Annotated in this window: 20 protein-coding genes and 2 pseudogenes; 2 read left to right on the top strand and 20 right to left on the bottom strand. The window is 53.4% G+C overall.

Annotation, left to right across the window (positions count from 1 at the left end; genetic code table 11):
• Positions 1 to 150: 150 nt before the first annotated feature.
• From DFQ01_RS25665 to DFQ01_RS25655, 3 genes are all read right to left on the bottom strand, one after another.
• Positions 151 to 1,074, bottom strand: a complete 924-nt coding sequence (locus DFQ01_RS25665; protein WP_110046798.1) for a M15 family metallopeptidase — start codon at positions 1,072 to 1,074, stop codon at positions 151 to 153.
• A gap of 119 nt (positions 1,075 to 1,193) precedes the next feature.
• Positions 1,194 to 2,648, bottom strand: a complete 1,455-nt coding sequence (locus DFQ01_RS25660; protein ID WP_245946887.1) for an HD-GYP domain-containing protein — start codon at positions 2,646 to 2,648, stop codon at positions 1,194 to 1,196.
• A 29-nt stretch (positions 2,649 to 2,677) separates the two neighbouring features.
• Complete coding sequence (locus DFQ01_RS25655; RefSeq protein WP_110046797.1) at positions 2,678 to 3,562, bottom strand: multicopper oxidase family protein; 885 nt, start codon at positions 3,560 to 3,562, stop codon at positions 2,678 to 2,680.
• Positions 3,563 to 3,807: 245 nt separating this feature from the next.
• On the opposite strand from DFQ01_RS25655, the gene DFQ01_RS31270 reads away from it, so the two are divergent.
• The gene (locus DFQ01_RS31270) at positions 3,808 to 5,145 is read left to right on the top strand and encodes a Rossmann-fold NAD(P)-binding domain-containing protein (protein WP_174812511.1); all 1,338 of its coding nucleotides are present in this window, start codon (positions 3,808 to 3,810) and stop codon (positions 5,143 to 5,145) included.
• Positions 5,146 to 5,251: 106 nt separating this feature from the next.
• Here DFQ01_RS31270 and DFQ01_RS25645 read toward each other — a convergent pair whose 3' ends face one another.
• Positions 5,252 to 6,289: a globin-coupled sensor protein gene (locus DFQ01_RS25645; RefSeq protein WP_110046796.1), complete on the bottom strand. Its 1,038-nt coding sequence runs from the start codon at positions 6,287 to 6,289 to the stop codon at positions 5,252 to 5,254.
• A 170-nt stretch (positions 6,290 to 6,459) separates the two neighbouring features.
• Between DFQ01_RS25645 and DFQ01_RS25640 the strand changes: the two genes are divergently transcribed.
• Positions 6,460 to 7,329 (top strand): SDR family oxidoreductase, encoded by an 870-nt coding sequence (locus DFQ01_RS25640; RefSeq protein ID WP_110046795.1) that lies wholly within the window; start codon positions 6,460 to 6,462, stop codon positions 7,327 to 7,329.
• A gap of 85 nt (positions 7,330 to 7,414) precedes the next feature.
• On the opposite strand, the gene DFQ01_RS31980 is transcribed toward DFQ01_RS25640, so the two are convergent.
• The 16 genes and pseudogenes from DFQ01_RS31980 to DFQ01_RS25570 all read right to left on the bottom strand — a co-directional run bounded on the left by DFQ01_RS31980 (position 7,415) and on the right by DFQ01_RS25570 (position 25,269).
• Positions 7,415 to 7,543 (bottom strand): hypothetical protein, encoded by a 129-nt coding sequence (locus tag DFQ01_RS31980; protein ID WP_281272043.1) that lies wholly within the window; start codon positions 7,541 to 7,543, stop codon positions 7,415 to 7,417.
• Between the two features lie 194 nt (positions 7,544 to 7,737).
• Positions 7,738 to 8,457: a phytanoyl-CoA dioxygenase family protein gene (locus tag DFQ01_RS25635; RefSeq protein ID WP_146216926.1), complete on the bottom strand. Its 720-nt coding sequence runs from the start codon at positions 8,455 to 8,457 to the stop codon at positions 7,738 to 7,740.
• A complete protein-coding gene (locus DFQ01_RS25630; RefSeq protein ID WP_110046793.1) occupies positions 8,454 to 10,901 on the bottom strand; it encodes an SAM-dependent methyltransferase in 2,448 nt (815 codons plus the stop codon). The genes DFQ01_RS25635 and DFQ01_RS25630 overlap by 4 nt, the downstream gene beginning before the upstream one ends.
• A gap of 1 nt (position 10,902) precedes the next feature.
• Positions 10,903 to 12,726: a hypothetical protein gene (locus DFQ01_RS31265; protein WP_174812510.1), complete on the bottom strand. Its 1,824-nt coding sequence runs from the start codon at positions 12,724 to 12,726 to the stop codon at positions 10,903 to 10,905.
• A complete protein-coding gene (locus DFQ01_RS25620) occupies positions 12,723 to 14,435 on the bottom strand; it encodes a DNA repair protein RecN (protein WP_110046792.1) in 1,713 nt (570 codons plus the stop codon). Before DFQ01_RS25620 ends, DFQ01_RS31265 begins: the two co-directional genes overlap by 4 nt.
• A gap of 234 nt (positions 14,436 to 14,669) precedes the next feature.
• Entirely contained in the window at positions 14,670 to 15,770 is a 1,101-nt protein-coding gene (locus DFQ01_RS25615; protein WP_110046791.1) for a toxic anion resistance protein, read from the bottom strand.
• A gap of 90 nt (positions 15,771 to 15,860) precedes the next feature.
• Positions 15,861 to 16,571 (bottom strand): hypothetical protein, encoded by a 711-nt coding sequence (locus tag DFQ01_RS25610; RefSeq protein ID WP_425452443.1) that lies wholly within the window; start codon positions 16,569 to 16,571, stop codon positions 15,861 to 15,863.
• 71 nt (positions 16,572 to 16,642) lie between these two features.
• A pseudogene (locus DFQ01_RS25605) lies at positions 16,643 to 17,718 on the bottom strand (ATP-grasp domain-containing protein).
• Positions 17,715 to 18,554, bottom strand: coding sequence for an HAD family hydrolase (locus tag DFQ01_RS25600; RefSeq protein WP_110046790.1), 840 nt, complete (start codon positions 18,552 to 18,554; stop codon positions 17,715 to 17,717). Before DFQ01_RS25600 ends, DFQ01_RS25605 begins: the two are co-directional and overlap by 4 nt.
• Positions 18,551 to 19,666 carry a cysteine protease StiP family protein gene (locus tag DFQ01_RS31435; protein WP_217490353.1) on the bottom strand — a complete coding sequence of 372 codons (1,116 nt, stop codon included), beginning with the start codon at positions 19,664 to 19,666 and terminating at the stop codon, positions 18,551 to 18,553. The genes DFQ01_RS25600 and DFQ01_RS31435 overlap by 4 nt, the downstream gene beginning before the upstream one ends.
• A gap of 156 nt (positions 19,667 to 19,822) precedes the next feature.
• Positions 19,823 to 21,085: pseudogene (locus DFQ01_RS31430) on the bottom strand (phosphoribosyltransferase family protein); the annotation flags it as partial.
• A gap of 76 nt (positions 21,086 to 21,161) precedes the next feature.
• On the bottom strand, positions 21,162 to 22,385 hold the full coding sequence (locus DFQ01_RS25590) for an HpcH/HpaI aldolase/citrate lyase family protein (RefSeq protein ID WP_245946886.1): 1,224 nt from the start codon (positions 22,383 to 22,385) through the stop codon (positions 21,162 to 21,164).
• A 116-nt stretch (positions 22,386 to 22,501) separates the two neighbouring features.
• On the bottom strand, positions 22,502 to 23,227 hold the full coding sequence (locus DFQ01_RS25585; protein ID WP_110046788.1) for a TerC family protein: 726 nt from the start codon (positions 23,225 to 23,227) through the stop codon (positions 22,502 to 22,504).
• 160 nt (positions 23,228 to 23,387) lie between these two features.
• On the bottom strand, positions 23,388 to 23,969 hold the full coding sequence (locus DFQ01_RS25580; RefSeq protein WP_110046787.1) for a TerD family protein: 582 nt from the start codon (positions 23,967 to 23,969) through the stop codon (positions 23,388 to 23,390).
• Positions 23,970 to 24,052: 83 nt separating this feature from the next.
• Positions 24,053 to 24,625, bottom strand: a complete 573-nt coding sequence (locus DFQ01_RS25575) for a TerD family protein (protein WP_110046786.1) — start codon at positions 24,623 to 24,625, stop codon at positions 24,053 to 24,055.
• A 47-nt stretch (positions 24,626 to 24,672) separates the two neighbouring features.
• Positions 24,673 to 25,269 (bottom strand): TerD family protein, encoded by a 597-nt coding sequence (locus DFQ01_RS25570; RefSeq protein WP_110046785.1) that lies wholly within the window; start codon positions 25,267 to 25,269, stop codon positions 24,673 to 24,675.
• Positions 25,270 to 25,566: the final 297 nt, after the last annotated feature.

The raw sequence follows: 25,566 nt of genomic DNA, 5'->3' as shown, positions 1-25,566 counted from the left end.
CGGAGAGAGAGAAACAACAGGAGGGCCTTTTAAAAAAAAGCTGCGAAAAATAAGCATATATGCTTATTTTTCGCAGCTTCATTAGTCAGCTAATTGTTAAGTAAGCTTATGTCGGTATTAGATCGAGTAATGAATGAAGCCTTGTACCTACTAGCTTGTCTCATGCTGAGCCGAATATTCTTCCAACGTCAACCCGCCAGCATGGATCAACTCCGCAAGATCAACGCCAACGTAGCGCAAATGCCAAGCCTCGTATTTGTAGCCAGTGACCGATTCCTTGTCTTCTGGATAACGGATAATAAAGCCATATTCCTGCGCATGATCCGCCAGCCAATTCGCCTCATCCGTACCTGCAAAGCAGTCCTCCGCCGCGCATTTGCCGTCTTTGCCTGACACGTCCATCGCAAGGCCGGTCTGATGCTCACTGAAGCCTGGACGTGCGCTGTATCGCACAGCCGCCTCTTCACCGTCACGCTTCACATAGTTATCGAACAACGTTTTCTGACGCGATTCCGAGCGATAGCCCGATACGCCGGCCAGCTCAATGCCATCCTTGTCGGCAGCATCGAACAATTCCTTTAATGCGTCCGCTGCTTCACGTCGCATTTTACGCTTATCCACCTTGTCATCGAATATAAAGGCTACATCCGGATATACGAGATCATCCGGCGCATAGCCTTCTGGCAGCCGATGCGTTTTGTTTACGAGCACGCCAATATCATTAGGGTCCGACACCGTCACAATGCTGCCAGAGGATTGACCATTAGCAGCTTGTCCATTGTCTGTTGATCCGGCCGATGCATCCGAGTTGCTGTCCGTCTTCTCCGTGCCTTCGCTGCTGCTACCGCCATCGCTTGAAGCAGCCGAATCACCCGGCTTGTCCGTCTCTTGCGACTGCTGGTCAGCTGGCGAGTTGCTGCTTTCCGAGTTACTGCTGTCTTGTGTTGTATCCGACACGGAATCTCCCGACTGCAAACGATCATCCGCAGAAGAACCTTGGCTCGTTAGAACGACATATGCCCCGCCAATAACAAGAGCCACCCCAATAAGGGCAGCCCAGATTACTTTCCCCATGATTTGCTACCTCGTTTTCTATGAAGTCTATGAATATATTATCTATTCTAATAGACGACATCGTTCGAGTTAAGTTGCGCCTCACAGGCATGTATATTGTGGATGGTTCTCCGTATCTTTCAACTGCTGGAGCTAATAAGCTGATCTTGCTGCAGCCCACGATCGGAACCCGACATTTGTTCAAAAAATAATTGATCCTCTTCCGCCAGCCTCAGCCATGCGTCTACACACTCCGGATCGAAGTGAGCACCTCGCTCCGATGTAATAATCGCCAGCGCTTCCCCATGAGACATCGCCTTCCGATACGAGCGCGACGAGGTCAGCGCGTCGTATACGTCCGCAACGGCCGTTACCCGAGCGAGCAGCGGAATATTGTCATGCCTCAGACGGTCTGGGTAGCCTGTACCGTCCCATTTTTCATGATGATTGCGAATGATTGCAAGCTCCTCCTTCATAAAACCGAGACGCTTGCAAACGTCATAGCCAGCTAGCGGATGCCGTTCAATAACATCCCGTTCGAAAGGCGTTAGCTTACCTGGTTTATTCAAGATCGAATCCGGCACCTTCAGCTTGCCGACGTCATGCACAATGCCGCCAAGCGCAATCGCACGCAGCTGCTCCGTGTTCAGCCCCATTCGCTCGCCCAGTCGAAGCGCGTACAATGCAACACGATAATTATGTCCGGCTGTATAGGCATCACGCTTCTCAGTCGTCACGATTAATGCTCGAACATTCGGCGACAGACAGGTTTCAATCCATTCGCGCGGATTCGCACGGAACAGCCGAAGCAGCGAGGAGCCTGCTGCATCCTGCGCCGAGTATTGACGCATAACACCGATAATCATGAAGATAACGGAAATAAGCAAAGTGACATGATATCCCCACCAGCTAACCTGCCATATCTTGCCGGTTACCATAATGAATTGCGAAACGATAAGAAGACCGCAGCTATGGACAATCATGAAATGGAGCGGCGAGCCCCAGGCTAGATAAGCCTGCCAGTACCGTCTCATCGTCCATCCTATCAATCCAATCTCAACGACTGACTGCGCGCCTTTGAACCATGGATTCGTGACAAACTCGCCATGAATCCAGCTCGTATGGTTGAATAGCAGCGAACAGACAATGAACAGAATGAGCGTCCACATCGGCAGCAGCATGACATTATGACGTGCCAGCATTCGTACGACGAGCCGATCACTCGACATTGAAGACAGCCATAGCCAGAACACCGCAAGGCTTAAGCTGAGCTGTGCGGCAGCAGTCGGCAGGCTCGATGCATGCAGCAGAAAACCAGGCGTAGAGAGACCATGCAGCGTAAACACTTCAGCAAGCGAGACATAAGCAAGCGAGACGAACGTCACTTTCACATTACGCATACGAATACCAGCAATCCCAACAACTAAGGCCAACACAAAGGCAATGGCCGCAACCGTACTGACGACATAGAAATGTCCAGTCGGGGCCTTGAAGGTATGATCCATTGAACTAAAGCGGTGAAGCAGTCCGTACCCAATCAACGGCAATAACATAACGGCAAGAAGTGTATTGCGAATTACTGCTCTACTCCGCACAAGCTGGAACCTCCATTCTAGTGGGATCGTTAGTAATGAATGAAAGTAAACATCCCGCCGACCTGCGAAGTGAAATTGTTCGCATTATGATGCGGGATATGGCAGTGGAACGGCCAGCGGCCAGGATTGTCTGCCATGAACTCGATGTCCCTCGTCTCACCGGATGCGACGCTAATCGTGTTCATCAGCGGACGGTTGCCTGCCAGAAGCTTATTGCCGTCCAGCGCCGTTAACTGGAATTGATGTCCATGCAGGTGCATCGGATGAGGGATCATTCCAATGCTTCCAAGCCGGATACGAACCTTATCTCCTCGTTTCGCGATCATGGGATGGACATGCGGGAAGCAGCGGCCATTCATCGTGAAGAAGTTAAAATCATCGCTGTACGGGTCGATCCGATAGTGTCCCTTCAACAGCTCCCCCTTCGATAATCCGTTCAGGCGGAACTGCTGAAGCATATACGCATAATCATGCGCGATTCCACTCTCATTCGGGTCCATAATGATCAGCATGCCGCCAAGTCCCATCGACATCTGCCTGACAACATCAACATGCGAATGATACATATGTGTCCCCGGCCGATTCGTAATCTGGAAGCGATATTCATACGTCTGACCCGGCTGAATAAGCGGCGTCGGCTCAATACCCGGAACGCCATCCATCGTGTTAGGCACATCGAGTCCATGCCAATGAATAGAAGTCGGTACCGGAAGACGATTTTGCACGCGAACCATAACGTCATCGCCCGTGCGAACAACAATCAGCGGACCTGGAATAGAGCCGTTATAGCCCCAGCCTTCCATCCATACGCCAGGCAGCAGCTCCCGAGCAACCGGCTCGGCCCGCAGCTCGAACAGTTTCACACCACCATCAATTCGGCACGGCAGAATCGGTAAATCTGGCGCAACGATCATCGGAGCATTCCCCCGTTTCTGAAATCAGCCCTTTAAGTTCGACTTTTGGAACTTCCCTTCAAGCGGATACCATCAACGTGAAACATATGCCGTCTACCTTGATTTATACCTGACAATATAGCTGTCGTAAAGTAAAAGTTTCCAAGTATCGCCGCGAATCTGTCCTGCCTGTCCGCACTTGCATCAGTCGTCCTGCTAGTTTCCGGAATAGGATGTACAAATTCGAATTGGAAGGAGGCGAAAGGATGGACAACCCTTTCGTCATAACGGTACTCGGAAGCTCGGGAGGTGTCGCTCGAGCTCTGCTTACGCTGTTCGAGCGATCCTTATTGGACGAGCAAGCCCCGCTTCACCATTACCTCAGTAATGCAAAAATTCACGGTATCGACCGCGAACAAAAACCGCGCAGCTATTACCGCGAATTTGCGCCAGAACTCTCCTCCCGTCTCAAACTGCATCAGCTTGACCTCACGCATGCCGAAACGCTCAAGCAGCATTGCATGCGCACCAAGACTCAACTTGTGATCGACCTGTCATGGGCCGACACCCGCAGCATGATCGCTTGCTGCGATGAGCTTGGCATCGCCTACGTGAACACGGCGCTCGAAGATACCGAAGTGGATGAAATGCCAGAAGTAGAAGCAACTAGCCTACTGGAGCGGATCGATCGTTTCGAGAAGGTCGAGCACACGTTCAAGAAGGTGAGAGCGATTGTGTGCTCAGGCATGAATCCCGGTGTTGTGCAATGGATGGCTGTGAAGATGATGAAAGAAAACCCCGATCAGAAACCTCGTGCAATCTATGTCGTGGAGAAAGACGATACGTTCTACACAGATCGTTCGCTTGTGAAGCCGAAGACGGTTTATGTAACTTGGTCACCAGAATGCTTCCTGGAGGAAGCGATTTCGAACTATCCGGTCTACTCGATCAGCGATACGACGTATATGCTGTTCGACGACGTCTACAATCGGGAATATACCGTTCGTCTTGGTGATTTGACATTCTCCGGCTGTATCATGGCGCATGAAGAAACGATCGCACTCGCAGAGGATTACGAGCTGGAGACGGCCTTTATCTACCGGGTCAACGATTATACGACCGAACAAATCCAGGATAATCTCGATAATGTCGATGATCTGTGGGAGTACGATCAGAAGCTGCTTCACCCGGACGACGGCGAACTGAGCGGCTCCGACCTTGTCGGCGTATTGCTTGTCTATGATGATCATGAGCGCTACATGTACAACAGCATTAAGAACGAGGATGCTTATGCGGAGTTCAAAACAAATGCAACGTACGTCCAAGTTGCAAGCGGCGTATACGCTGCAGCCGCCGTCATCCTGCTTGACGGTGTCGAGCCTGGCGTCCACTGGGTTCACGACCTGACAGAGGCAGAAGACAGCCGCTATGGCGACTATGTTACGTATTATTTGCGCGAGTTTGTAACGGGTACGAATGAAGGAACCGATGGACTGCTGCTCGCGCGCCTCGTAGATGACGATGATGAAGACGAAGACGATGAAGACGATGAAGACGACGAAGATGAAGATGCAAACGAAGAAGATGATATTGCCGTTCTGTAATACCGGAGGCAGTCCAGCCAACTGCAGCTCTCTACTCGATAAAAATCCGCGATCCCGTTAGCTTTGTTATGCTGTCGGTATCGCGGATTTTTTGATGGGTCTATCGTTATTGCTGCTGCAGCTTCCCAAGCTCGGATGCAACCGATTCGATCATTTGGATGAACGATGCGAGCTCCTGCGAGCTTGCTGCCTGACCTTCGGCCAGCTTCAGCGTTGCGTCGCTGCCGGAGCTTACATGCTTCAGCGAATTGTTAATATCAATGAGCTTCGATTGAATAACGTCCAGCGAGCTCTTCGAGCTTGCAGCAAGCTTTCGAATCTCGTTCGCGACTACTGCGAATCCTCGTCCCTCGTCGCCTGCACGCGCCGCCTCGATCGAAGCATTCAGACCGATAAGATGCGTCTGATCCGAAACGTCCTTCATCGCCGAGCCGAGCTCACCGATTGCTTTGAGATGATGATTAAGCGCTTGCACTTGTTCGTTCGAGCTGCGCTGAAGCTCAGCGGTATGCTGCGCCGCATGCGCCATCGACTTGCTGCTTGCCGTCAGCTCCGTGATCATCGAGGTCAGCTCCTGTACCGCATCATTGACCCGGAGCAGCAAATGCTGCTTCTGATCGACCATTTGCTGAATTTTATTCTTCTCGCCTTCTTCGTACGCCTCTAGCACGATTTGGGAATCGAGGTTGAACAGCTTGCTCAGCGCAAGAACGATGATTGGCCACTGCTCCGGCGACTCCTTCTTCAGCCAGCTTGTTGCAATATCGAGGTAGAGCATGTAGGTGCCCAAATACCAATTCGTCGTTAATCCGATGCGTGAGTGAATACGGCCAATATGAAGTCTACGTTCAAAAAAGGCTTCGTCGATCGTCCCGTCCGTCAGCGACTCGAAATACCAGCGCTGCGTTTCCTTCAGTCGATCGAGCGTGCTATGCCGTTCAATAAGCGACGCAAGCTCCTTCTCTTTCATCAACCGATCATATAGCTCATCGACAACATTATTCGTAATGCGCTTGAACAGCTCGCGCTGCTCCTGCAGCAGTGACAAATCCTCTTCACGAATGCCCGTATACGTTACCTGCTGAAGACGTTGGCCTGTCAATTGGACACGGCCTTTTGTTTGCCGCAATATCGTATTCATCATTATTCTCCTCCGGCCGAAGCCTATTGTTCCTGTATCTATGAATATCGGTTTACAAACATACAATAATTAGCGAATTGTGATATTGATCACTATTTTTGCGTATAGATTCATCCGAACTCCTCATAATAAGGGCGAAATTTACAACTAGTCCTATCAAGGGGGTTTCAGCATTGAGTCCTTCCCAACAGAAGCATCAGGTGCTTCCACCACAGCATCAGAATAAGCAACCCGGCATCGAATCGGAAATGAATCCGCTCCCTGCCTTTGAGTCACCTTCCTATAAGCCAGCCGGCAAACTGCAGGGCAAGTCCGTTCTCATCACAGGCGGCGACAGCGGCATCGGACGCGCGGCTGCTGTTGCATTCGCAAAAGAAGGTGCGGACGTCGCCATCGTCTACTTGGACGAGCATGGCGATGCGCAGGCGACGAAAACCATTATCGAGAATGCTGGCCGGCGCTGTCTGCTCATACCTGGCGACATTGGCGATGAAGCCTTTTGCCAACAAGCCGTGCAGCAAACGACTGCCGCACATGGCGGGATCGATGTGCTCGTAAACAACGCGGCCGAACAGCATCCGCTGCAGCAGTTCGAGCAGCTAACCGCGCAGCAGCTGGAGCGCACGTTCAAGACGAACGTTTTCGGCATGTTTTATTTGACCAAGGCTGCAATCCCGCTGTTGAAACCTGGTACAGCCATTATTAATACGGCATCCGTGACCGCCTACAAAGGCAACCCGCTGCTCATCGACTATTCCTCTACCAAAGGTGCGATCGTCTCGTTCACGCGCGCGCTCGCCGTTCATCTGGCTGATCGCGGCATTCGCGTCAACGGCGTCGCGCCAGGCCCCGTCTGGACACCGCTCATTCCGGCATCATTCGATGCGCAGCAGGTGTCCGAGTTCGGCTCCGACACGCCGCTGAAGCGGCCTGGTCAGCCTTATGAGATGGCCGCTGCCTACGTGTATCTGGCTTGCGACGACTCGTCCTACATGACCGGTCAGATCATGCATTTGAACGGCGGAGAAATCGTCAACGGCTGACATGAATGGATAGTAAAGGGCTGATCGGTTCCGCACGTCAGTAACTCGTGCGAGACCGATCAGCCCTTTTTTGTCCGCATGCCGCTTAGTCATTCCTGTATTTTCTATCAACCGAGTCATCCTCGTTCAATTCCGCGATCGATTCCGCTCGCTCGCTGCTCGCCACGACGATCAGTACGGCGATGATGAAACCAAGCGTGATGGACATAATCATTCGCCCCCCTCATTTCGCATACGGCTGTAGTTGGTACTGCCAGACTATGCAAGAGGAGACGAGAAGATGACGCGAAGCGAAACGATGAGAAACCACTATAGTATAAATTCGTTCTACCGAGAAGGCTATGAAAGATATCAATGCTAACGTAGCAAAAAAAAGCCCACCGGCAAGCGGCGGGCTATCAAATCCAGTCAGAGGGCCTTCCCGTCTTCGATACGAGTGATGACGCGGTTCATAAGATCGACGCCCTCGACGCGGGTTTTGGCTCCTTTGTATGAGAAACGCATATCCAGACTGATTCGGGTGACGCCGCTCTCATTCGGCACCGAGCCGTGGCCGATATACCCGCCGTCGAAGATGAGCACTTCTCCGTAGCGAACAGGCACTGGAGCATAATCGCCAGCTCCGTAGTCGCTTTCCAGCCACAGCGTCGCCGAACCGTCCACGTCTGTGAAGGGCATCCAGAAATTAATCTGATCGATTCGCTTCGTCACGATAATATCGTGGTGGAAGCTGCTGACGCTATCCGTTCCTGGAAAATGGATGCGCATCTTCGGATGGCTGGAGTAAGAAAGCGCCCTGCCGATCAGCGGGGACAGCACCTTCAGCATGAAGTGGCGGTACAACTGATAAAAAGGCGAATCATCCGGCAGATCCTGCATCATCTTGCGGACGGATAGGTTATCGTTATGCGTCAGCCTCTCGCTAAGCCCCAAAGAACGCCGCTTCGCCAGCAAATATTCATGGAGCGCCGCCAGGTTACGAACGTTGTATACGTCCCGAGTGAGCAGCTCCGCGAACGGAAAGCGCCGCGTATCATACGCCAGAATGGTCCAAGGCTTGAGCGGCTTCGGGCCCTCCGCAGCCGCTATCGCCCGGGCCTCGACTCGCTGAGGGCCGCCCATACTCATAAGTGCACCTCCTGAAGGATGGAACGAAGACCGGCCAAATTTTTGACCGCTTTGTCCCAGCTATGCCACAGGAAGTGCCCGCCCTGTTCGTTCGCTTCCGCCGCGATGGTCACCAAATGATCCCACGCCCATGGCGAAAGATTGAACTTAGGCGAAGAACGGATGAGCTCTACGTCATGGTCACCGATCGGCGCGCTGCCGACGAGCGAGAACGATTCCATCGTATCCGCGCGTCCGGTTCCGAACAGCATCGGACGCAGCGTAATTGGGTCCAGCAGCATAGTCGTATCGCCGCGCGCCAGCAGACCGGCATCGGACTTCCAATTGAGAGTCGAAGCTTTCCCTTTGACGTTGTCAATGGCTTGATCGTTCACCGTCAGTATCGCTCCATCGTACGATAGCCGATGCTTCTGCGAGCCTTTGCTATTGACCGCCCTAATCCGGTATTCGCCCTGCAGATGCGGATGCACGTCGCCGATCACTTTGCTTGCGTACGGCACGGCCAACCCGTCCAGTGCGAACCCGTTCGCTTGGAACGTCGTTTGGCCCTGGAACGGCTGGCCATCGATCTCGATCACCATAACCGGCGCGCTCTGGCCGGGATAATCCGGCCTTACGACGACAGAGAGCGTCCGGCCGCCGACATCTTTGACTCGGTACTCGCCGGCGATAGCGCTGAGCTGCGTGACATGCGGCATAAAGTGTTCGAGCGCTGCTAAGCGGTGCTGCGAGCCCATGGTCTCGCCCTCTGGCCAGATGGCGCCGACAAGGCGCCTTGCTCCCTTCGGCGTGAGATCCGTATGAAAGAACCCGTTATTCGGATTGCCGTCTTCTGCATACCAACGGATGGAGCCTTTGCTGTATCGTACTCGCTTTAGCGCCTGCCCATTCACGTACACGGCTTGGTTGAACACCGTGCCCGTACCGACCGTCTGGCTTCTGCCGTAAAGGAAAATGCTCCATTGGCGATCATTCGCCAGATAGAATCCGGTCCAAGGGAACAGCGCAGTACGCATCAGAATCGTAAGGTCTTCCGTTGCGACAGACCAATCGACCGCATAGCCGTTGCTCGCGCTCCAATCGTCCAGCGCTTGTCGACGTTGGTTCGGTGCCGCTCGCTGCACCGCGTTGTGGAGCCCGCGAAGCACGGCTTTGTTAGTCAGCAGCGACGTCAGCATCCGCGCCGAATCCGGTGAAGACTTCGCCCGAATTCCCTTGGCCGCGATTTGCATCGCACCTGCGTCGCGGCGCGAGAGCAGCGACTGGTCGCGAGGCGTCAGCCCCTTCATTGACCAACTCGCAACCGCAGCAGCCGGATCGCGAACATAGAGATCCCGCAGCTCGCCGTCTTCCCTCAGCGCCAGAATGAATCGGGCGGCGGCCGTATCCTCCTGCCAATGATAGGAGGACGGTATGCGGAAACGCTCGAAATCGTCGAACGCCTTCCATTCGCGTGCCCCGTACCGGTCGATTTCTCTAAGCGGGCCCGTCGGCGCCTTTGCCGTCTGGCCAGGCTGCAGCAAGCCGAGCTTCAGCAGCATGTCTTGATCTGCGGCAGCGGCATCTTTCGGCGGCAAATAGAAAGTCGATATACCGGTGACCGTCGTCTGAATTTCGGGATCACGCAGCGAACCGATCGTATGCTCGCCGATCAGCGGATCGATGCCCGGGTAACGAGAACCGATGTAATGGATAACGGTGTGATCGGCTCCATATATGTCTTCCAAATAATCGAGCAGCACTGCGAAGCCGCTGTTCAAATAACCGGACCGCCGATAACCGAGCTCTCCGATTAGCCCGACCTGCCAGAGCACGAGATGCAGGCCTGTATCCGGCTTGCGGCGGCGAATAAGCATGTCGGTCGCTTCATACATCTGCATGCCCGGCTGGCTTGGATCGACGCCAAGATCTGCGCAGAGCGTGTCGAGCGCGCTTACGCCGGCCCGCATAATCGCTTGATGGCCTTCGCGACGCGCAATCTGGACCGCTCGATGCGTGGAGAGGACGAAAATGCCGGGATGGCCGTAGTAGATCGCGACAACCTTCTTGCCCTTTCGAACGTAGTGCAGTATCGCTTCAGTCATCTGCATGTAAGTAAGATACCGAAGCTTCGAGTCGTCGTACAGAACGTAAAGATCGAATGCATCCGGACGGAGCGATTTGATCCAGACCGACGTTGCCGGATCGGCGACGCAATAGAACACGTATTCCGCCTCGCGAATCAGAATTTCGTCCGAGGATGTGAAGCCGACCGCTTCGATGCCCGAGCCTATTATCGTCAATTCTCCCTGGTCAACTGCCGGAATGACGAACGCCGGATCGTCCGTTATTCGTTCGCGATCGGCGGCAATCGCGCGTGCAAGCTCGATCCACCGTTCGTCATGCGCTTGGCGCGTCGGGTAGCTTCGAACTGAGGGAGGAGTGATTTGATCCGTTGACATCATCTCAGCCTCCCTTCTTCAAATAATCCATGGCGACCTGCGCGCCGACTTTGACGGGCAAATCGCGCCCCTGATATTGGTACCCGCCCAGCGTTTGGAATGCTTGATACCTATTGTCTCCCGTATATTGCGCGAGGGCGGCCACGGCGGCGTTCTCCGCATCGGTCGACCAGCGCCAATTCGAAGCCGCCTGGTCTGCCGCTGAGTTGCCGGCCATAATAATCGTGCTTACGGTCATCTCGATCGTGGCATTGTCCGCCTGCGACTGCTGCACGTAATCCGCGAACGTGTTCCAGCGGGTCTGCAGGGAGACCTGCTCGTTAAGCATATAATTGACGAGCAGGCCGAGTCCGGTCGACTCGCGCGGCTGCAAGTTTTTGATGCCTTGCTCGTCGGCGTGCCTCCAGGCTTGCAGCAACTGAGCGGCCGACATGAATGCCAAGTTTATGGCCAGCATCTCGGTCAGCGCCGGCAGGGCTTTCTCCATGACCCAGCTGCCGACCTTGTTGAGCAGCCCTCGGATCATACCCGGCTGTACGTCAACGTCCGTATCGATGTCGATGTCCACGTCGATGTCCACGTCGGTTTCCGTATCCGTCACGACGTCGATATCAATATCGATGTCCACGTCAACGTCAACGTCCACTACGGCGAGAAAATCAACATCAATGTCAATATCGATGTCGACGTCCACATCGATATCAATGTCGATATCGATATCCACATCAATGTCGACGTCAATGTCAACGTCAATGTCCACATCGACGTTGACGGGATCGACATCATCGCCGATACCGGAGCCAGGCCCTGCAGAGTCGCCCGTTTCGTTAGCCCACTGGCGGATATTATCGTACAGCTTGCCGAGGTTGTCCTTCAAATACTGCAGCCCGCTGCCGATGCTCTTCAGCATGTGAACCGCCATATCGAGCGCCATCGCGATCTGCACCAAAGTGAACGCCCCGTACACCATGTCATAAGCGACCGCATACCACGGCACGCTCGGGTTCTGATACGGCTGCGCAATCATTTGGGCGCCGTTATTCGTGCCCACGAAGCATATGCCGATCTGGTCCGGCTTGCCCTCCCATGCAAAATCGCGCAAAATGCTCGTCAGCGCAATGCCGTTCTTGCTGTCAGCCCCAGCCGAGGATAGCTTGGATCGCACGAACAGAAGCGTCTGCGTGCTGCCGTCCGCAGCCGACGTATAGGTCGCCGTGCCGTTCGCCACCGTAATCGTTCCGACCTCATCCGGCGGAACGATGAATCCGTGCGTGTCGCTTTGCGGCTCATAGCAATAATAAGTACCCGGGAAAGCATAAAGCGAGTTGGTCGCCCAGAAGCTGACCATCGAGAAAATGCTGAAGTCGATGCCTGCATACCCGTTCGCGGAGAAAAAACTAGCCGCCTGCCCGTTCAGCTGCGTCGGATCCGTATTGTTCAGCACCAAATCGTTGAACTGCAGCGCAAGCGGCTGATAGGGCTGGCTCGCGTACGATTGGTAGAACGTCCATGCCAGCGCCGTCGCCTTCCCGTCATCGTCCCCAACGGCGACCGTTTGGCTGTCGGGATCGAGCGTATCGACGATGGCGAGCTTAAGCGGAAAATCGTCGGTCGCGCGCGCGATTACGATGCGAGCCAGCGGGTTACCCGTCGAGAAGCTTCCCGATTGATTGGAATCGACGGTACCCAGCCGCGTATAGATCGGATAGTATGCATCGTGATCCAACGAAGGCGGATCCGATACCGGCAGGCTCATTGTCGAGTAGACGACAACTGTCCCGCCTCCGTTATTGTGAAGCGAGAACGAATAACTGGCAGAGCCGGTCATTCGATCACCTCAGGCTCGATTGGGTCCTCGCCGTTCTCAATATCGTTAGCGGCATCATCCATCTCGTCCGCCGTCTCCTGGAAATCGTCGATCGCTTGCTGCGATTCTTTCAGCTGCTCTTGGAGTTCAGCCGATATGTCCATATCGCCAATGGCATCCGTGACAGACGTCTTCACCTCGCCAAGGCTGTCCTTCACCGAGCTGAAGTCGCCCGAATCTATCGCTTCCTCTAAATTTCCCTTGGCCTCCACGAGTTTGCCCATAGCTTCCTCGAGTGACGGATTCACCTCGATCTGCGCAAGCTCCTTGAGCTGGAACTCATACTCCTCAATCATCGCATTATAATTATCCGCCGTTATTTCCCTTAACGTTTCGACGACATAATTATTCACGTTATCCACGACCTCATCCAGGTTGTCGAGATCCGGAACGTCGATTTCATCCGAGTCTAAACGGCTTGCATCGCTGCGTTCATCGTCAAGCGCTTCGCTTCCGATATCGTCCGCCGATTGGTCCGCCTCGCTCTGCTGATCGTCGCTCGGATCCTTACCTTTGTTTTCGTTCGTTTTGTCGTCTTGGAGCTTGTCCTTCTTCCCTGCGAACTTCGTCTTCAGGAAATCGTACGCCATCCAGATGCCCATAATTTTCAAGAACGAATTCACGAGATCGTTAAAGCTTTTCGGAACGAGGTTTTTAAGCCATTTGACGAATGCATCTTCCGGCTTCTGACTCACGCCGATAACCTTGACGCCGTTGAGTGTGCCGACCAGCACTGGCCATAGTGCCGTATCCTGAGTATCCTGAGTAAACTGACTCCGACGGGCGAACGTTAGCTGCAAGCAGATGGATGGCGTATCAACTGATGCATCATCGAGCAGCTGCATGGCGCTAAAGGTCATCTGCTTGTCATCACCTGACTCGGGCGAATAGGTGATCGTATAACCGCTGTTCGGATCGCTCGGATCAGCCGTTTCAGATGCACTAGCCGGGCGAGACAACGTAATGGAGCCGTAATTGACGGCTGCTTTGCTGTCGCTGGAGGAGACCGAATCAGCTCCCGGTGCGCCATACAGCCAATACGTGCGTCCCGGCTTGTTGTCGTCATCAAGCCCCCACTTCCATGCAAATGCTTTCAGATAGGTGCTGACGGCGAGATAGCTCGGGAAATCAAGCCCTTTAAAGCCTTTCGTGCTGTTAAAATAATCGGCGATCTTCTTCATCATATCGTCGACCGTTTTCTCTTTTTGCGCATCCGTTAATGCCTGCTGGAAATTTTTCGCGAGATCCGTGGTTGGATACGCCATGAGGTGTTGACAGAATGTGAAGGCGAGACTCATGTTTTTGGCTGCGGCCGCAGTGACCGTAACGGGAGGATAACCCATGGAATCAAAATCAAGCGCCTCGCCGACATTCATGACGGGGAACAATGAACCTGGCTCGCTGATTAACAGCTGGTACAGGTAATTCGGCTGCGTCTTCCCGCCGGAATCGGTGCGCGTGTCGTTCAGCGTTACCGTTCCGGTGCCCCCATCGGAGAGTACTTGTCCACCTTCGGCAAGGCTAAGGATTTTCAGCGACTGCTGGTACCCTTTCTTAGGCGAGTTGTTGGCGACATTCGTAGACGAATCGTAGGCATCCAACACCACGACTGGCTTTCCTGCATTGTTCGTGATTTTGCACGCGGTGTTGACCGAAGAGGTAGTAGACATCAATAAATTCCTCCTTCGCTTTCAATAAATTTGTAATAAGGATATAAAATTTAATACAAGACAATTTATTCCATCTTCTTTGTTTTATTCCTTCCGCCTATTATTTGTCAGGACTGAATAATTTCTCGACAAGATCCAACATCATGAGGTTGTGTTTGACACAACAAAAAAAAAGGCGACGCAAGGATCGCTCCCTGCACCGCCATTCTTCAATTCACGCTAACTTCATCCCAGCTAGCTCAAGAACGAGCTAACGCTATTGCTGTCAGGCTGCTGCGCCGCGTTCAACGTCTTCGTCTCTTCGCCATGACCGAGACGGTTCGCCAGCTGCGTGTTGATCGTCGTCATTTTATTCGTGTAATCGTTGCAGCTATCGATGATGCGGCGGTTCGACTGTTCGGACAGATCAATCGCCGCCATCAGGTCCGTGATAGCCCGATTGACGGCTTCCATCGACATCGAAGGCTTCGCCAGCAGGTCATTCGTTCGCTCCGTCGTCTGCCGCAGCAAGCGGGCATTTTCTTGGAATTGATTCTCGATCGTCTTGTTCGTTGCGTCAACCGCGCTAATGACTTTCTCTTGGTCGTTGAGCGCCAGTGCGATCATGGCCGAAACCGTAATCAGGTTCGACGTCTTATCGATTGCATTGTTCACCGAGTCGATCAGCTTGTCGTTGTTATCGTTAATGATATCGGTTGCGGCGATCGCTTGGTTGTAGAGCATGATCATCTCGGTCATCGACTGAATGCGCGTCACGACTTTGCGCAAGCCGCGCTCCAGCTGTGCCTTGCGGCCTTCGTTCTCCGGCTTCGCAATTTCAGCCTCGAACAGCTCCTTCAGCTTGTCGCCGAATGCGATCTTCGTCTGGAGCGAATAGATCTCTTCCAGCGAAGAGCGCTTCAATTGACGCATATTCACGATGCTTTCTTCGAGCGTATCCTTACCGTCGCGCAAGCCGTTGATGATGACGTCCACGTTCGTTTTGACCGACTGATACTTGTAAATGTAGTTTTTCAGCGGGCTCTTGCGAACGATTTTGCCGAAAAATCCGACGTTCTTGCTTTGCTGCAGTCCCTCGCACTCATTGCGCAGCTTCAGAATCATGTTGGACACTTCCGCACGGCTGCCGCCCATCAAATCATTGACCGGACGATCAAGCAGCTTGAGCGTTTGTCCTGCCTTCTCCTGCGTCTTCATGCCAAGCTTGCCAATCTCGTCCATCAAGGAATCCAACTGCACCGAGTCCGTCTGAGCGACCTGACCGATCAGGCGTGACGCTTCCTGTACGACCTGCTGTTCGTCTTCTTTCTTCAACTGTACGAGCTGTGTAGACATGCCGATTGCCTCCTTCGCGATACAAAAGTGATTAGAAATAGAGGTTATTCATAAAGTCCGAACTTTTTGAACACGCACTACTAGGTCCGCTTATAGCTCCGATTGCTTGTAGCGTTGGTGAATGAGCTCGGCCTTCGTCTGAAGCTCAAGCAAATCCTTATGTTCGACTGTCGAGACGATATCGGAAATCTTCGAGTTTACGTCTCGCAAGCCGTTGAGCAGCATGCGCCGGTTCTGGCTCTTCATCTCGCCGCTCAAACGCAGGAATGGATTGATAACACCGTTGAGATCCTTCAGCACGAGTCTGCGGACCGTATGATTAATGTTGCTGTTGCCAAGCTCATTCAGCAGCGGAATAATTCGCTGAATCCGTGCGAACAGAGCAAGTGACTTGTCGACGATCTCACTGTCGAGATTGTTCTTCTGGCCCTCGGAAATAATCATATCCTCAAGCACCTGCAAATACTCGACGACCGATTCAAAACCTTCCGGAATGGATGGTGTCTGTACCTGCGATTGCGGACGCTGTGCCGTCTGGCCGGCTGCTGCCGATATCGTTGCTTGCGCCTGCGCCGCAGATTGCGGCACTTGCACTGGACTTGACTGCGGCGACTGCACAGGCGGTGCGCCATAAGGCTGGTCACCTGGCGGTCGATTCCCATTCGGACGCGATGGAATCATGCTGCCGACGATAGCACCCCCAGCGGGCAGAATAAGCGACAGCATCTCTGGCAGTGCAAAACTGGTTATAACAGCAGCGACATAGCCGACTGCAGCGCCGATCATCGTATTTTTATTCACGGACGATTCCCTCCACTACTGGACTGGACACGTAGTCTCTTCCCTTATTGTAGGAACCGTCACAAGCGCTGTCAATGTGACCGGTCACCCGCGAGAGCTTCCTCGCGCCGATTATCCGCCTCGAATGTTGCCATCCGCATAGCAAGCTCAATATGGCTCGTCATCATGTCGTATTCCGGTTTAAGGTCGCCAATGGGCTGTCCAAGCGCTGCTTTAACGCCCAAATACGGGAAGTTGATACCCGTTAGACATGTTGCATGAAGGCCGCCGGACATACGTGGATTAATTTCTAGCAGCTTCGGCACACCGTTCGAATATCGCATCTGAATATTAAAGTTATAAGGAATCCGATAAGCTGCAGCAACACGCTGCGCGATCGCAATCAGCTCTTCGTTATTTTCCAGAACACGCAGGCGGCCATCCGCCTTGCGGCGTGGAATCGCGGCATGAAGATTGCCTTCCCCATCCGCAATGCAGTCGATGCTGTATTCCGGGCCTTCCAACAGTTCCATGACCATAAGCGATTGGAAGCTCTCTGTCCGCGACAAAATCGAATAAGCTTCCTCGAACGTCAGCTCATTCGTCACATAGCCGAACAAGTCACGCAGCGCGTCCCGCTTATCGTTAATCATGCGGAACCCAAGTCCGCCCTCCGAGTCCGTCGGTTTGAAGCAGACGCGATGGCCTTCAGCGATCAGTCGCTCATAGGCTCGCTTGAACCCTTCCGCATCCGTTACGACCTCGTACGCCGGCACCTCCATAATGCCGCTCTCGCGCACTTCCTCGTAGAACTTATCGTCAGCTTCTCGAGCAATTCAACGTCGCGGCAGACCGTCACCTTCGTGCCGATGGCGTCGAACAACTCGATATTGCGAGCGATATCGAGCATGCGCAGACGCGGGATGAACACATCAATCTCGTGCTCCTTACAGAAGTCGACCAGCCAATGCACATAATCGAGCGAATCAAGGACAGGCTCCGTCGTCGCATAATCAGCTGCTTGCAGCGCCATATGGCGAGGGTCAGGATGCGTGCCGTACAGCTTGAACGGAAGACCGTCCTCATTATTGCGAATGCTGTTCATATAATGATAGGCAACGGAAAACCAGCGGTTAAAATAGACGCGATACTCCTTCTTGCTCTTCATGACGAACGTTCCCCCCATGTCCATTGTTCTGACGAATCGAACTTCTCTTGTACGAAATCCGTAATCTCTTCCCCTGCAAATAAGCCCGACCGCCGCGTGAACACCCAACGTCCCTGCTGTCCGGTTGTTTGATAAATTCGATAAAGCTCGCCATGAGCCGGTGCAATTGCCTCATCTGCCGCTTCCAATAGACTGCGATCCAGCAGCGAATCGCCTGACGAGATAAGCGGCGCTTCAGGATGACGCTGCCTGATGTAAGCGACGGCATCCCGCTTGTTCACAACAGAGGGTACGATGTATACCTTCCGGCCTTGCACCGATACTTCCCAACCACGCTCAGCAAGCAGCTCCGCGCGCTCCTGCACCGCCTCCAACGGCAGCTTGTCCCGATCAACCATGTACACATAAAACAGCTCGTCACAGAGCCGCTCTTCTCTTACCCACTCCGGCTGGACGATCGGTGCAAACAACGCCCGTGCTTCGTCTGAAGAGCATGCAGCTCGCTTCAGCCGGTCCTGCACAAGCTTCTGCCAATGCGCATCTTCTTCGCCTCTGATCAGAATACGGCCGCCATTGCTCGTAATCGCATAAGCGGGGACGATGTCCCGCTGAAATACTTCAATTCTCCGATACTGCGCCAACGTCCTCGTCGTTACAGGAACAAAGACAAGCCGTTCATTCAATGACTTCAACGTCGCAATGGATGCCTCCGACATGAAGGACTGCGACTTGCCATCAATCCACTCGACAATGCGGATACCGGGTTCATCCTCCGATACAATCATCGACCGACGGGAGAAAATAAGCGTCTGATCCAAATCGCTTGCATAGATCATGCCGACTCCCCCTTCAGCGGCTTGATGATACCGCAGCAAGAATAAGCGAGTCCTGGGAATACTTCAACCGGAACGCCCCGCTCCTCGGCGAGCATCAGGATGGGTCCCAGATGAGGATTGTCCATACGATTGACGAGAATCTTCCATGGTACGCGGCGCAGCAGCACGCGGCATGTCTCGCCGACGCCAGGCTTGATTAGATTAATATCTTCAATACCAAACGCCTGCTGCACCGCTTGAATGTCCGCGAGTCCCTGCCAAGTTGCTTCCGGCGATTCCGCCTGCGCATGTCCGTCCGCGCAACCAACCGCCGTCTGCGCGATGGCCTCGAAATGCGCAGCAATGCGATCGACGAACCGCTTCGATTCATCGATGGACAACCACTGCTCATAAAACTTGGAACCGTGGTAATCGTCTGAACCGATCAGCCCCGGCTTCAGCACCGTTCGACTCATGAGGCCCGAAACGGTAGCATTCAAGCACGCGCTAGGGACGAGATAATCTTCCCGTGTTCCGAACGTCTCCGAGCATCGTCCAGGGTCGGCTAATACAGCGAGATCATCACTTAATCGAACGCCATACTTGTCCTCGAATTGGCGGCACGCCTCCATCAGTGTGCGGCGGATCGCCCCTTTGCCCGTCCAGCCATCAACGAACTGAATCGAAGCCTCTACCCCATGCTGCTGCAAAATATAAAGAAGCGCATTCTCGTCGATACCCTTGCCACGAATAATCGAGATGCTGTAGTGCGGAAGCGATACGCCATAGCGCTGCTCGATATATCGCTTGATTAGAACGCCGACCGGTGTTCCCGCTCTTGCCAGCGACACGAGCACGCAGTTCAGCCCGCGCTTGCGGACAATAAGCTCCGCAACCGCTGCAATGCCTCCTGCTACTAGCGCTGCCGATTCATCCAGCGTCTTACGATACAGCTCTAGATATCGCTCTGACGGCTCATATTCCTTCGGCAGCATCTCCGAATAGTGGACGCCCGACTGAATCGCCTCTTCCCGATCTTCGGTTGGCACCTCCAGCTTCGCATCACGCAGGTCCTTCAGCAGAAACGTGACGTCCGCTGCATCATAGCTGCCGAGCGGTACAGGCGGCTTCATCGTGCGTTCGAACAGCTTCGCCACACGAGGGTCACGAGATGCTGCTCGCTGATCAGGCTTCTTCTGCTTGGACGCCGGCCTCTCGCCTAACTCCGGTTCCCCTGTGCAGCACACGACATGAATCGTCTTGCAGTCAATATATTTAAGCGCCTCCAGCATCGGCTCCAGCCGCTCCATTGGTGTAACCCGCTCCAATACAACGAAGACGTCATCATACGTGTGGGCGCCAAGATTGTACAAAAAATGCCGGACCCCTTCGTCGTCTGGCGATGCGAACGTTACGCCGTCCTTCACTGCGTAATCCGCTCTGTCCACCGGATGAATCGGGCTGCGCGTCGACGACTGATAGTAGACGCTGCCCTTAAGCGCTGCAGCCATCTGCATGGGCACGTACATGAATTCCCCTGTGCCGATGACAAGCGTCTTCCCACCGCCACCGCCACCGCCACCGCCACTGTCAGTCCGCAGCTTCTCCAGCTGCGCGGCTGCGCGCTGGATCGCTGCTTCGGCATGCCCGCGCTCTTCTGCCGCAATACCAAAGCGCCCTGTCTGCTTCATGTAAGGAGCAGCATTCGAGCTTCCTGCTAGATCAAGCGATACCGCCTCGACCGGCTCAAATACCGATTCCAGCGTGTGCACGCGATACTCCGGCCTTCCAGTCCTGTCATTCCCGATCTCGTCGCTGTCAGCAGCGCTGCTGTTCAGCAGCCCCTGCGGCGCCCCGTTCGGGAACGCTTCACCGCTTACCTCGATCGTGCCGCGATACAGACAAATTGTCTCAATCGTTATGCCGAACTCGCTCTCCAGCGCTGCAAAAGCATCTTCCGCCGCAACACTGCGCCAATCCAGCAGCGAAGCAACGACATATCGCTTACGCGGAAACTTCGCATGCATGTCCCGAATGAGGTTGAGCGTCGTCTTCCCTGTCGTCATCTCGTCATCGACGAACACAACGATCTCGTCGTTAGCCCAGTAATCGCTCCGCTCCGCATAACAGCGATGGGCTACCGCATGTGAATGCTCCTCATCGAACTGCAGCACCGATTCTCGGTCTGCGAGCAGCTCGCGCGTTGTGTGCAGATAGGTGGCAGCAGACTCGAACGCATCGAACATGGCATGTCCAAGCGCAGTAGCCGTCTCTGCGAAGCCGAGCAATTTAAGCGGCACGGAAACCTGCAGCCGATCCGCAATCAGCTTGCGGTACACACTGGCTGCTTCTGCCGGGTCAGTTAGGCCTTTCATCGTTTGCTGCAGCAGCGGCTCCCACTCTGCGGACCGTTCTGGCTGCAGATGTCGGCACAACAGTACAGCAAGCGCATAGCCTGCAAGCAGCGACGTGTGTGGATCGATCGGAATATGCTTGCCAAGCAGTTTACTCACGAACAGAAACGACCGTTTCGGGTTGTTGCGTGCTGCCATATGAAATAAGGATGAGATCGGTAATTCAAAAGGGTTGTCCTTCTCGTTGACGGTCACCTGCAGGCTGCCGGCAATGTTATAAACGTGCGTAGCCTTGCTCCCGGAATAAGGCTGTGTAGCGTTGCTCATCATGCAGCACCCCGTATATATTCGCTCTCGCAATAATTTTTCTCGCCCAGTAATAATGCGGCTTTATTTCGTTCATCTTATTACCATATTCACTCTTCATAACGCCAAGGCTGCCGTCCCGATTCTCGACGACCGCAAGTGCATCCATGTATTCCTCATGGGTAACGGTATACATCGCCTGCACCGTACGCAGCTGAACAGGATGGATGACGGTCTTGCCGATCATGCCATTCTCCTTATCGAGCATAATTTCACGAATGAAAGTCGCTTCGGGATCTACCATCCCCGTACCAAGCGTCACATGACGCGGATGAGGCAGCTCTGGCAGCAGCGCATCCCGCAGACGCGTTTCTCGCAGCGCCGCAAGCTGATGAGGACGATCGTTGCCCGTGCCGAAATACTCCCACACCGGACCCGAGACGACATACCCATCTTCCGCCCTGCCGAAAATATTCATAATATCCGCAATACAATCGCGAATGGCTGCAAGGTCATACACCGTCAGCTCTGGACTGCGCCGCAGGCCGAATAGGCTCGAGAAGTCCGTCGCTCCGATCCTTACGTTCAATACATAATCCTGGTACGCATCCAAGAGCCGCTTCGTATCGAGCAATGTCTCAAGCCTGCTCTCTCTATAAATGATCGAAGCCGTTTCAAGTACAGGCATCCCATAAAGGACAGGCTCGTCCTTCTCTCTGCAGCTATTGTAATCGTCCAACAACTCGAAGTACCGTCCCCCGGCCGCAGGCGTAAACTTCGGGAATACGAAGCCAGTCAATATACGAACCGAATCCTCGAGCCTTACAAGCAGTCTCGCCATCTGATCCGCTGATCGAACGCGGATGAAGAGGAGCGGCAGTCGATCCTGCGACAGCAGACCACTATCGATTGCTGCGGCAACCCGCGACAGCTGCTGTATGAGCGAATATTCGGCTGCGTCGACCATTTGATCAGCTACAGCATCCTCCAAATCGATGACCGCGGTCACAAGATCGCCCAGCTTCCCCGCAATAAGATCGGCGGCAATCGTCGGTCGTGTCGCAGGCATGTACAAGGCGGCCCCAACCGCATAAGCAAGCTGTTCCCTTGGTGTACGGCTGCTGAACGCCATCGGTGGGCAGAAGAACATCGCCCCTCTTTCTTCCTCGGACAAATCATCATAATAACGCATGACGCTCGCTCCTCCCCTCTATCCCTGTCATACAAAATGTCTCAGATACGAACGAATCCCTCCAGAGTTGGAGGGATTCGTATAATAACTATGAAAGAGCGACTGCTGCCTGTCTCTTAAGCTTTTTCGTCAACTTTCTTACGGCGAACAATACTGAGCACGATCGCACCGCCGAATACGAGGAACATCGCTGCAAAGAACAGGTAGTGCGAAATATGAACGCCGAATGCTCCCAAAAGCATTTTGACCGCGATTACAGCGATCAGAACGAATGCTGCTTTCTCCAGCTCCGGGAAACGCTCGATGAGCTTGAGGAATACTTGTGCAACGCCGCGCATCATGAGAACGCCGAGAATACCGCCCAAGAACAGTACCCATACCTCGTTGCTCACACCAAATGCCGCGATAACGCTGTCGATACTGAATGCGATATCCATCAACTCGACCATTAATACAGTCTTCCAGAAGCCATAGGCTTTACCTTCGGTTTGTTCATCTCCGCCATGCTTGAACAATCCCTTGTATGCGATGAACATCAGGTAAGCCGCGCCAAGTACCTTCACCAGCGTAAACTTAACGAGGTATGTACCGAAGCCGATCGCTAAGAATCGGAATACATAAGCGCCAAGCAGGCCGTAGAACAACGCCTTCTTCTGCTGATCCTTCGGCAGGTGACGAACCATAACCGCCAGCACGAGCGCGTTATCCGCCGATAACAGACCTTCCAACAGGACAAGACTGAGAATGATACCCCAGCTTGCCGGGTCCGTGAATGTTGCTGAGATGTCGCTCCAGGAGAAGAAATGACCGTAGCTTTCTCCTATTTTGTTCAACCAATCCATAAATGCTGCCTCCAATAGAAATGGAATAATCGTATTCGAAACTCTCCGTTACGCTGCGCTCCAGCTGCAAGCCCAGCGGAGAAGTTGCTTCCGATAGTCATCGATCGCACGCCCGGATCGGACTGCACCGCTTGCTCCGCAGACGAAGCCGGGCTGCAATCTAGTTTGCGTCTAAGCCGTAGTTACGGCACAGCGCAGACAATCCGCCTGCGAAGCCGCTGCCGATCGCTTGGAACTTCCATTCGCCGCTATGGCGGTAGAATTCACAGAATACGACAGCCGTCTCCGTCGAGAACTCTTCGCCAAGATCGAAGCGAAGAACCTCACGGTTCGAAGAAGCGTCCACAACGCGTACGAATGCGTTCGAGACTTGTCCAAAATTTTGCTTGCGCGACTCGTAATCATAAATCGTCACCGTAATGCCGATCCGATGGATCGAAGCTGGTACTTTGCTTAAATCAATGTTGATCTGCTCATCATCGCCATCGCCTTCGCCTGTCCGATTGTCGCCCGTATGAACGACCGAACCGTTACCACCCGATACATTGTTGTAGAATACGAAATCGTCGGCGCCCTTCGCCTTGCCATCCTCGTACAGTAGGAAAGCCGAAGCGTCCAAGTCGAAATCAGCACCGCCGACATATTTATTCGTGTCCCAGCCAAGGCCAACAACAACTTGCGTAAGCCCTGGGTTCGTCTTCGTCAGGTCAATGCGTTGACCTTTGGATAGTGAGATGCTCATCGAATTCTTCCTCTCCTGACCAAAATGGCGTGCGGCAGACCAGTCGCTAACGCGAAGGTCTGCCGCACGGGCTTCGCCGCATATTACAAGCCGTAATCGCGTACCAATCCAGCCAAACCGTCTTTGTAGCCGCTGCCGATCGCGCTGAATTTCCATTCACCGCTATGGCGATACAGTTCACCTACGACAACGCCCGTCTCGATGGAGAAATCCTCGCCGAGATCGAAGCGGATCAGTTCCTCGTTATTCGCCTCGTTGACGATACGAACATAAGCACGGGACACTTGACCGAAGTTTTGGTTGCGCTCCGTTGCTTCATAGATCGTGATCGTGAATGCGATCTTCTCTACATTCGCTGGTACGTTCGGAAGATCGATGTTGATTTGCTCATCGTCGCCCTCGCCTGCACCTGTCCGGTTGTCGCCTGTATGAACGACGGAGCCGTTCTCGTTCTCGCGGTTGTTGAAGTAGATGAAGTTGCGCTCACCTTCGACCTTGCCTGCTGCATTCGTCAGGAACACCGATACGTCGAGGTCGAAGTCTTTGCCGCCGTCGTATTTGTTCGTGTCCCAGCCAAGGCCTACCGTTACTTTCGTCAGCCCTGGGTTTGTTTTCGTCAAATCGACCTTCTGGCCCTTCGTCAAGCTAATTGCCAAGGTAAACACCTCTCTCCCGCCGAGCCGGCCTCATGGCCGGCGTCCGCTTATTTATGCTCAGCAACCAATTGATTAATATGAACGGCGTGCGTGCCCTCACCAATCGCCGCGAATTTCCACTCGCCGCCATGGCGGTACAGTTCGCCACAGATTAGCGCAGTCTTGCCAGCATAGTTCTCCGACAGATTGAAGCGAACGAGCTCAGTGCCCTTCGTTCCGTCCATCACCCGTATGTATGCGGACTGAATCATGCCAAAATCTTGTTTGCGGTTGACGCAATCATAGATATTAACAACAGCAAGAAGCTTGTTTACGTCGGCTGGAACCTTCGCCAGATCAATGAAGATCTGTTCGTCGTCGCCATCGCCTTCACCGGTCAAGTTGTCACCCGAGTGAATAACGGATTGGCACGGGCTCTGTTTATTGTAGAAACAAACAACATGATGATCGTTCGTCATTTTCGATTGCTCATTGAGCATCAGGACCGAAGCGTCGCAGTCGATATTGGCAGCCTGCTTCTTCAAACCGAACAGTCCGCCTTTCGTCTGCACAGGATCCCAGCCCAGACCAACCGTAACTTTCGTCAGACCTGCGTTGCCTTTCGTCAAATCGATCTTCTGACCTTTTACCAAACTAATCGACATCGTTTGTTCACCTCCCTTCCAAGTGTAACTGCAGTAGGAACGCCTGTTGAACCAGAAGGTTAAAGCCTCGAATTTCCAGACTCTAACCCCAACTATACTCTAGTAATCATCAAAAATCTACTTGCTTATACAAACATTTAGACTGGGCTAAATAAGCTGATTTCATACGTTATATAAGGGAATAAAACGTTATAACAACAGCTTGTAACCTTCCATACGCACACCAGCCTAGAAAGGATTCAAAAAATATATAAATAACATTATTTGCTTACAAAAAGAGCCTTGCTCACCATGTTA

The organism is Paenibacillus cellulosilyticus (genome assembly GCF_003182255.1).
Lineage (GTDB): Bacteria > Bacillota > Bacilli > Paenibacillales > Paenibacillaceae > Paenibacillus_T > Paenibacillus_T cellulosilyticus.
This window is presented reverse-complemented; position numbering and strand designations above follow the sequence as displayed.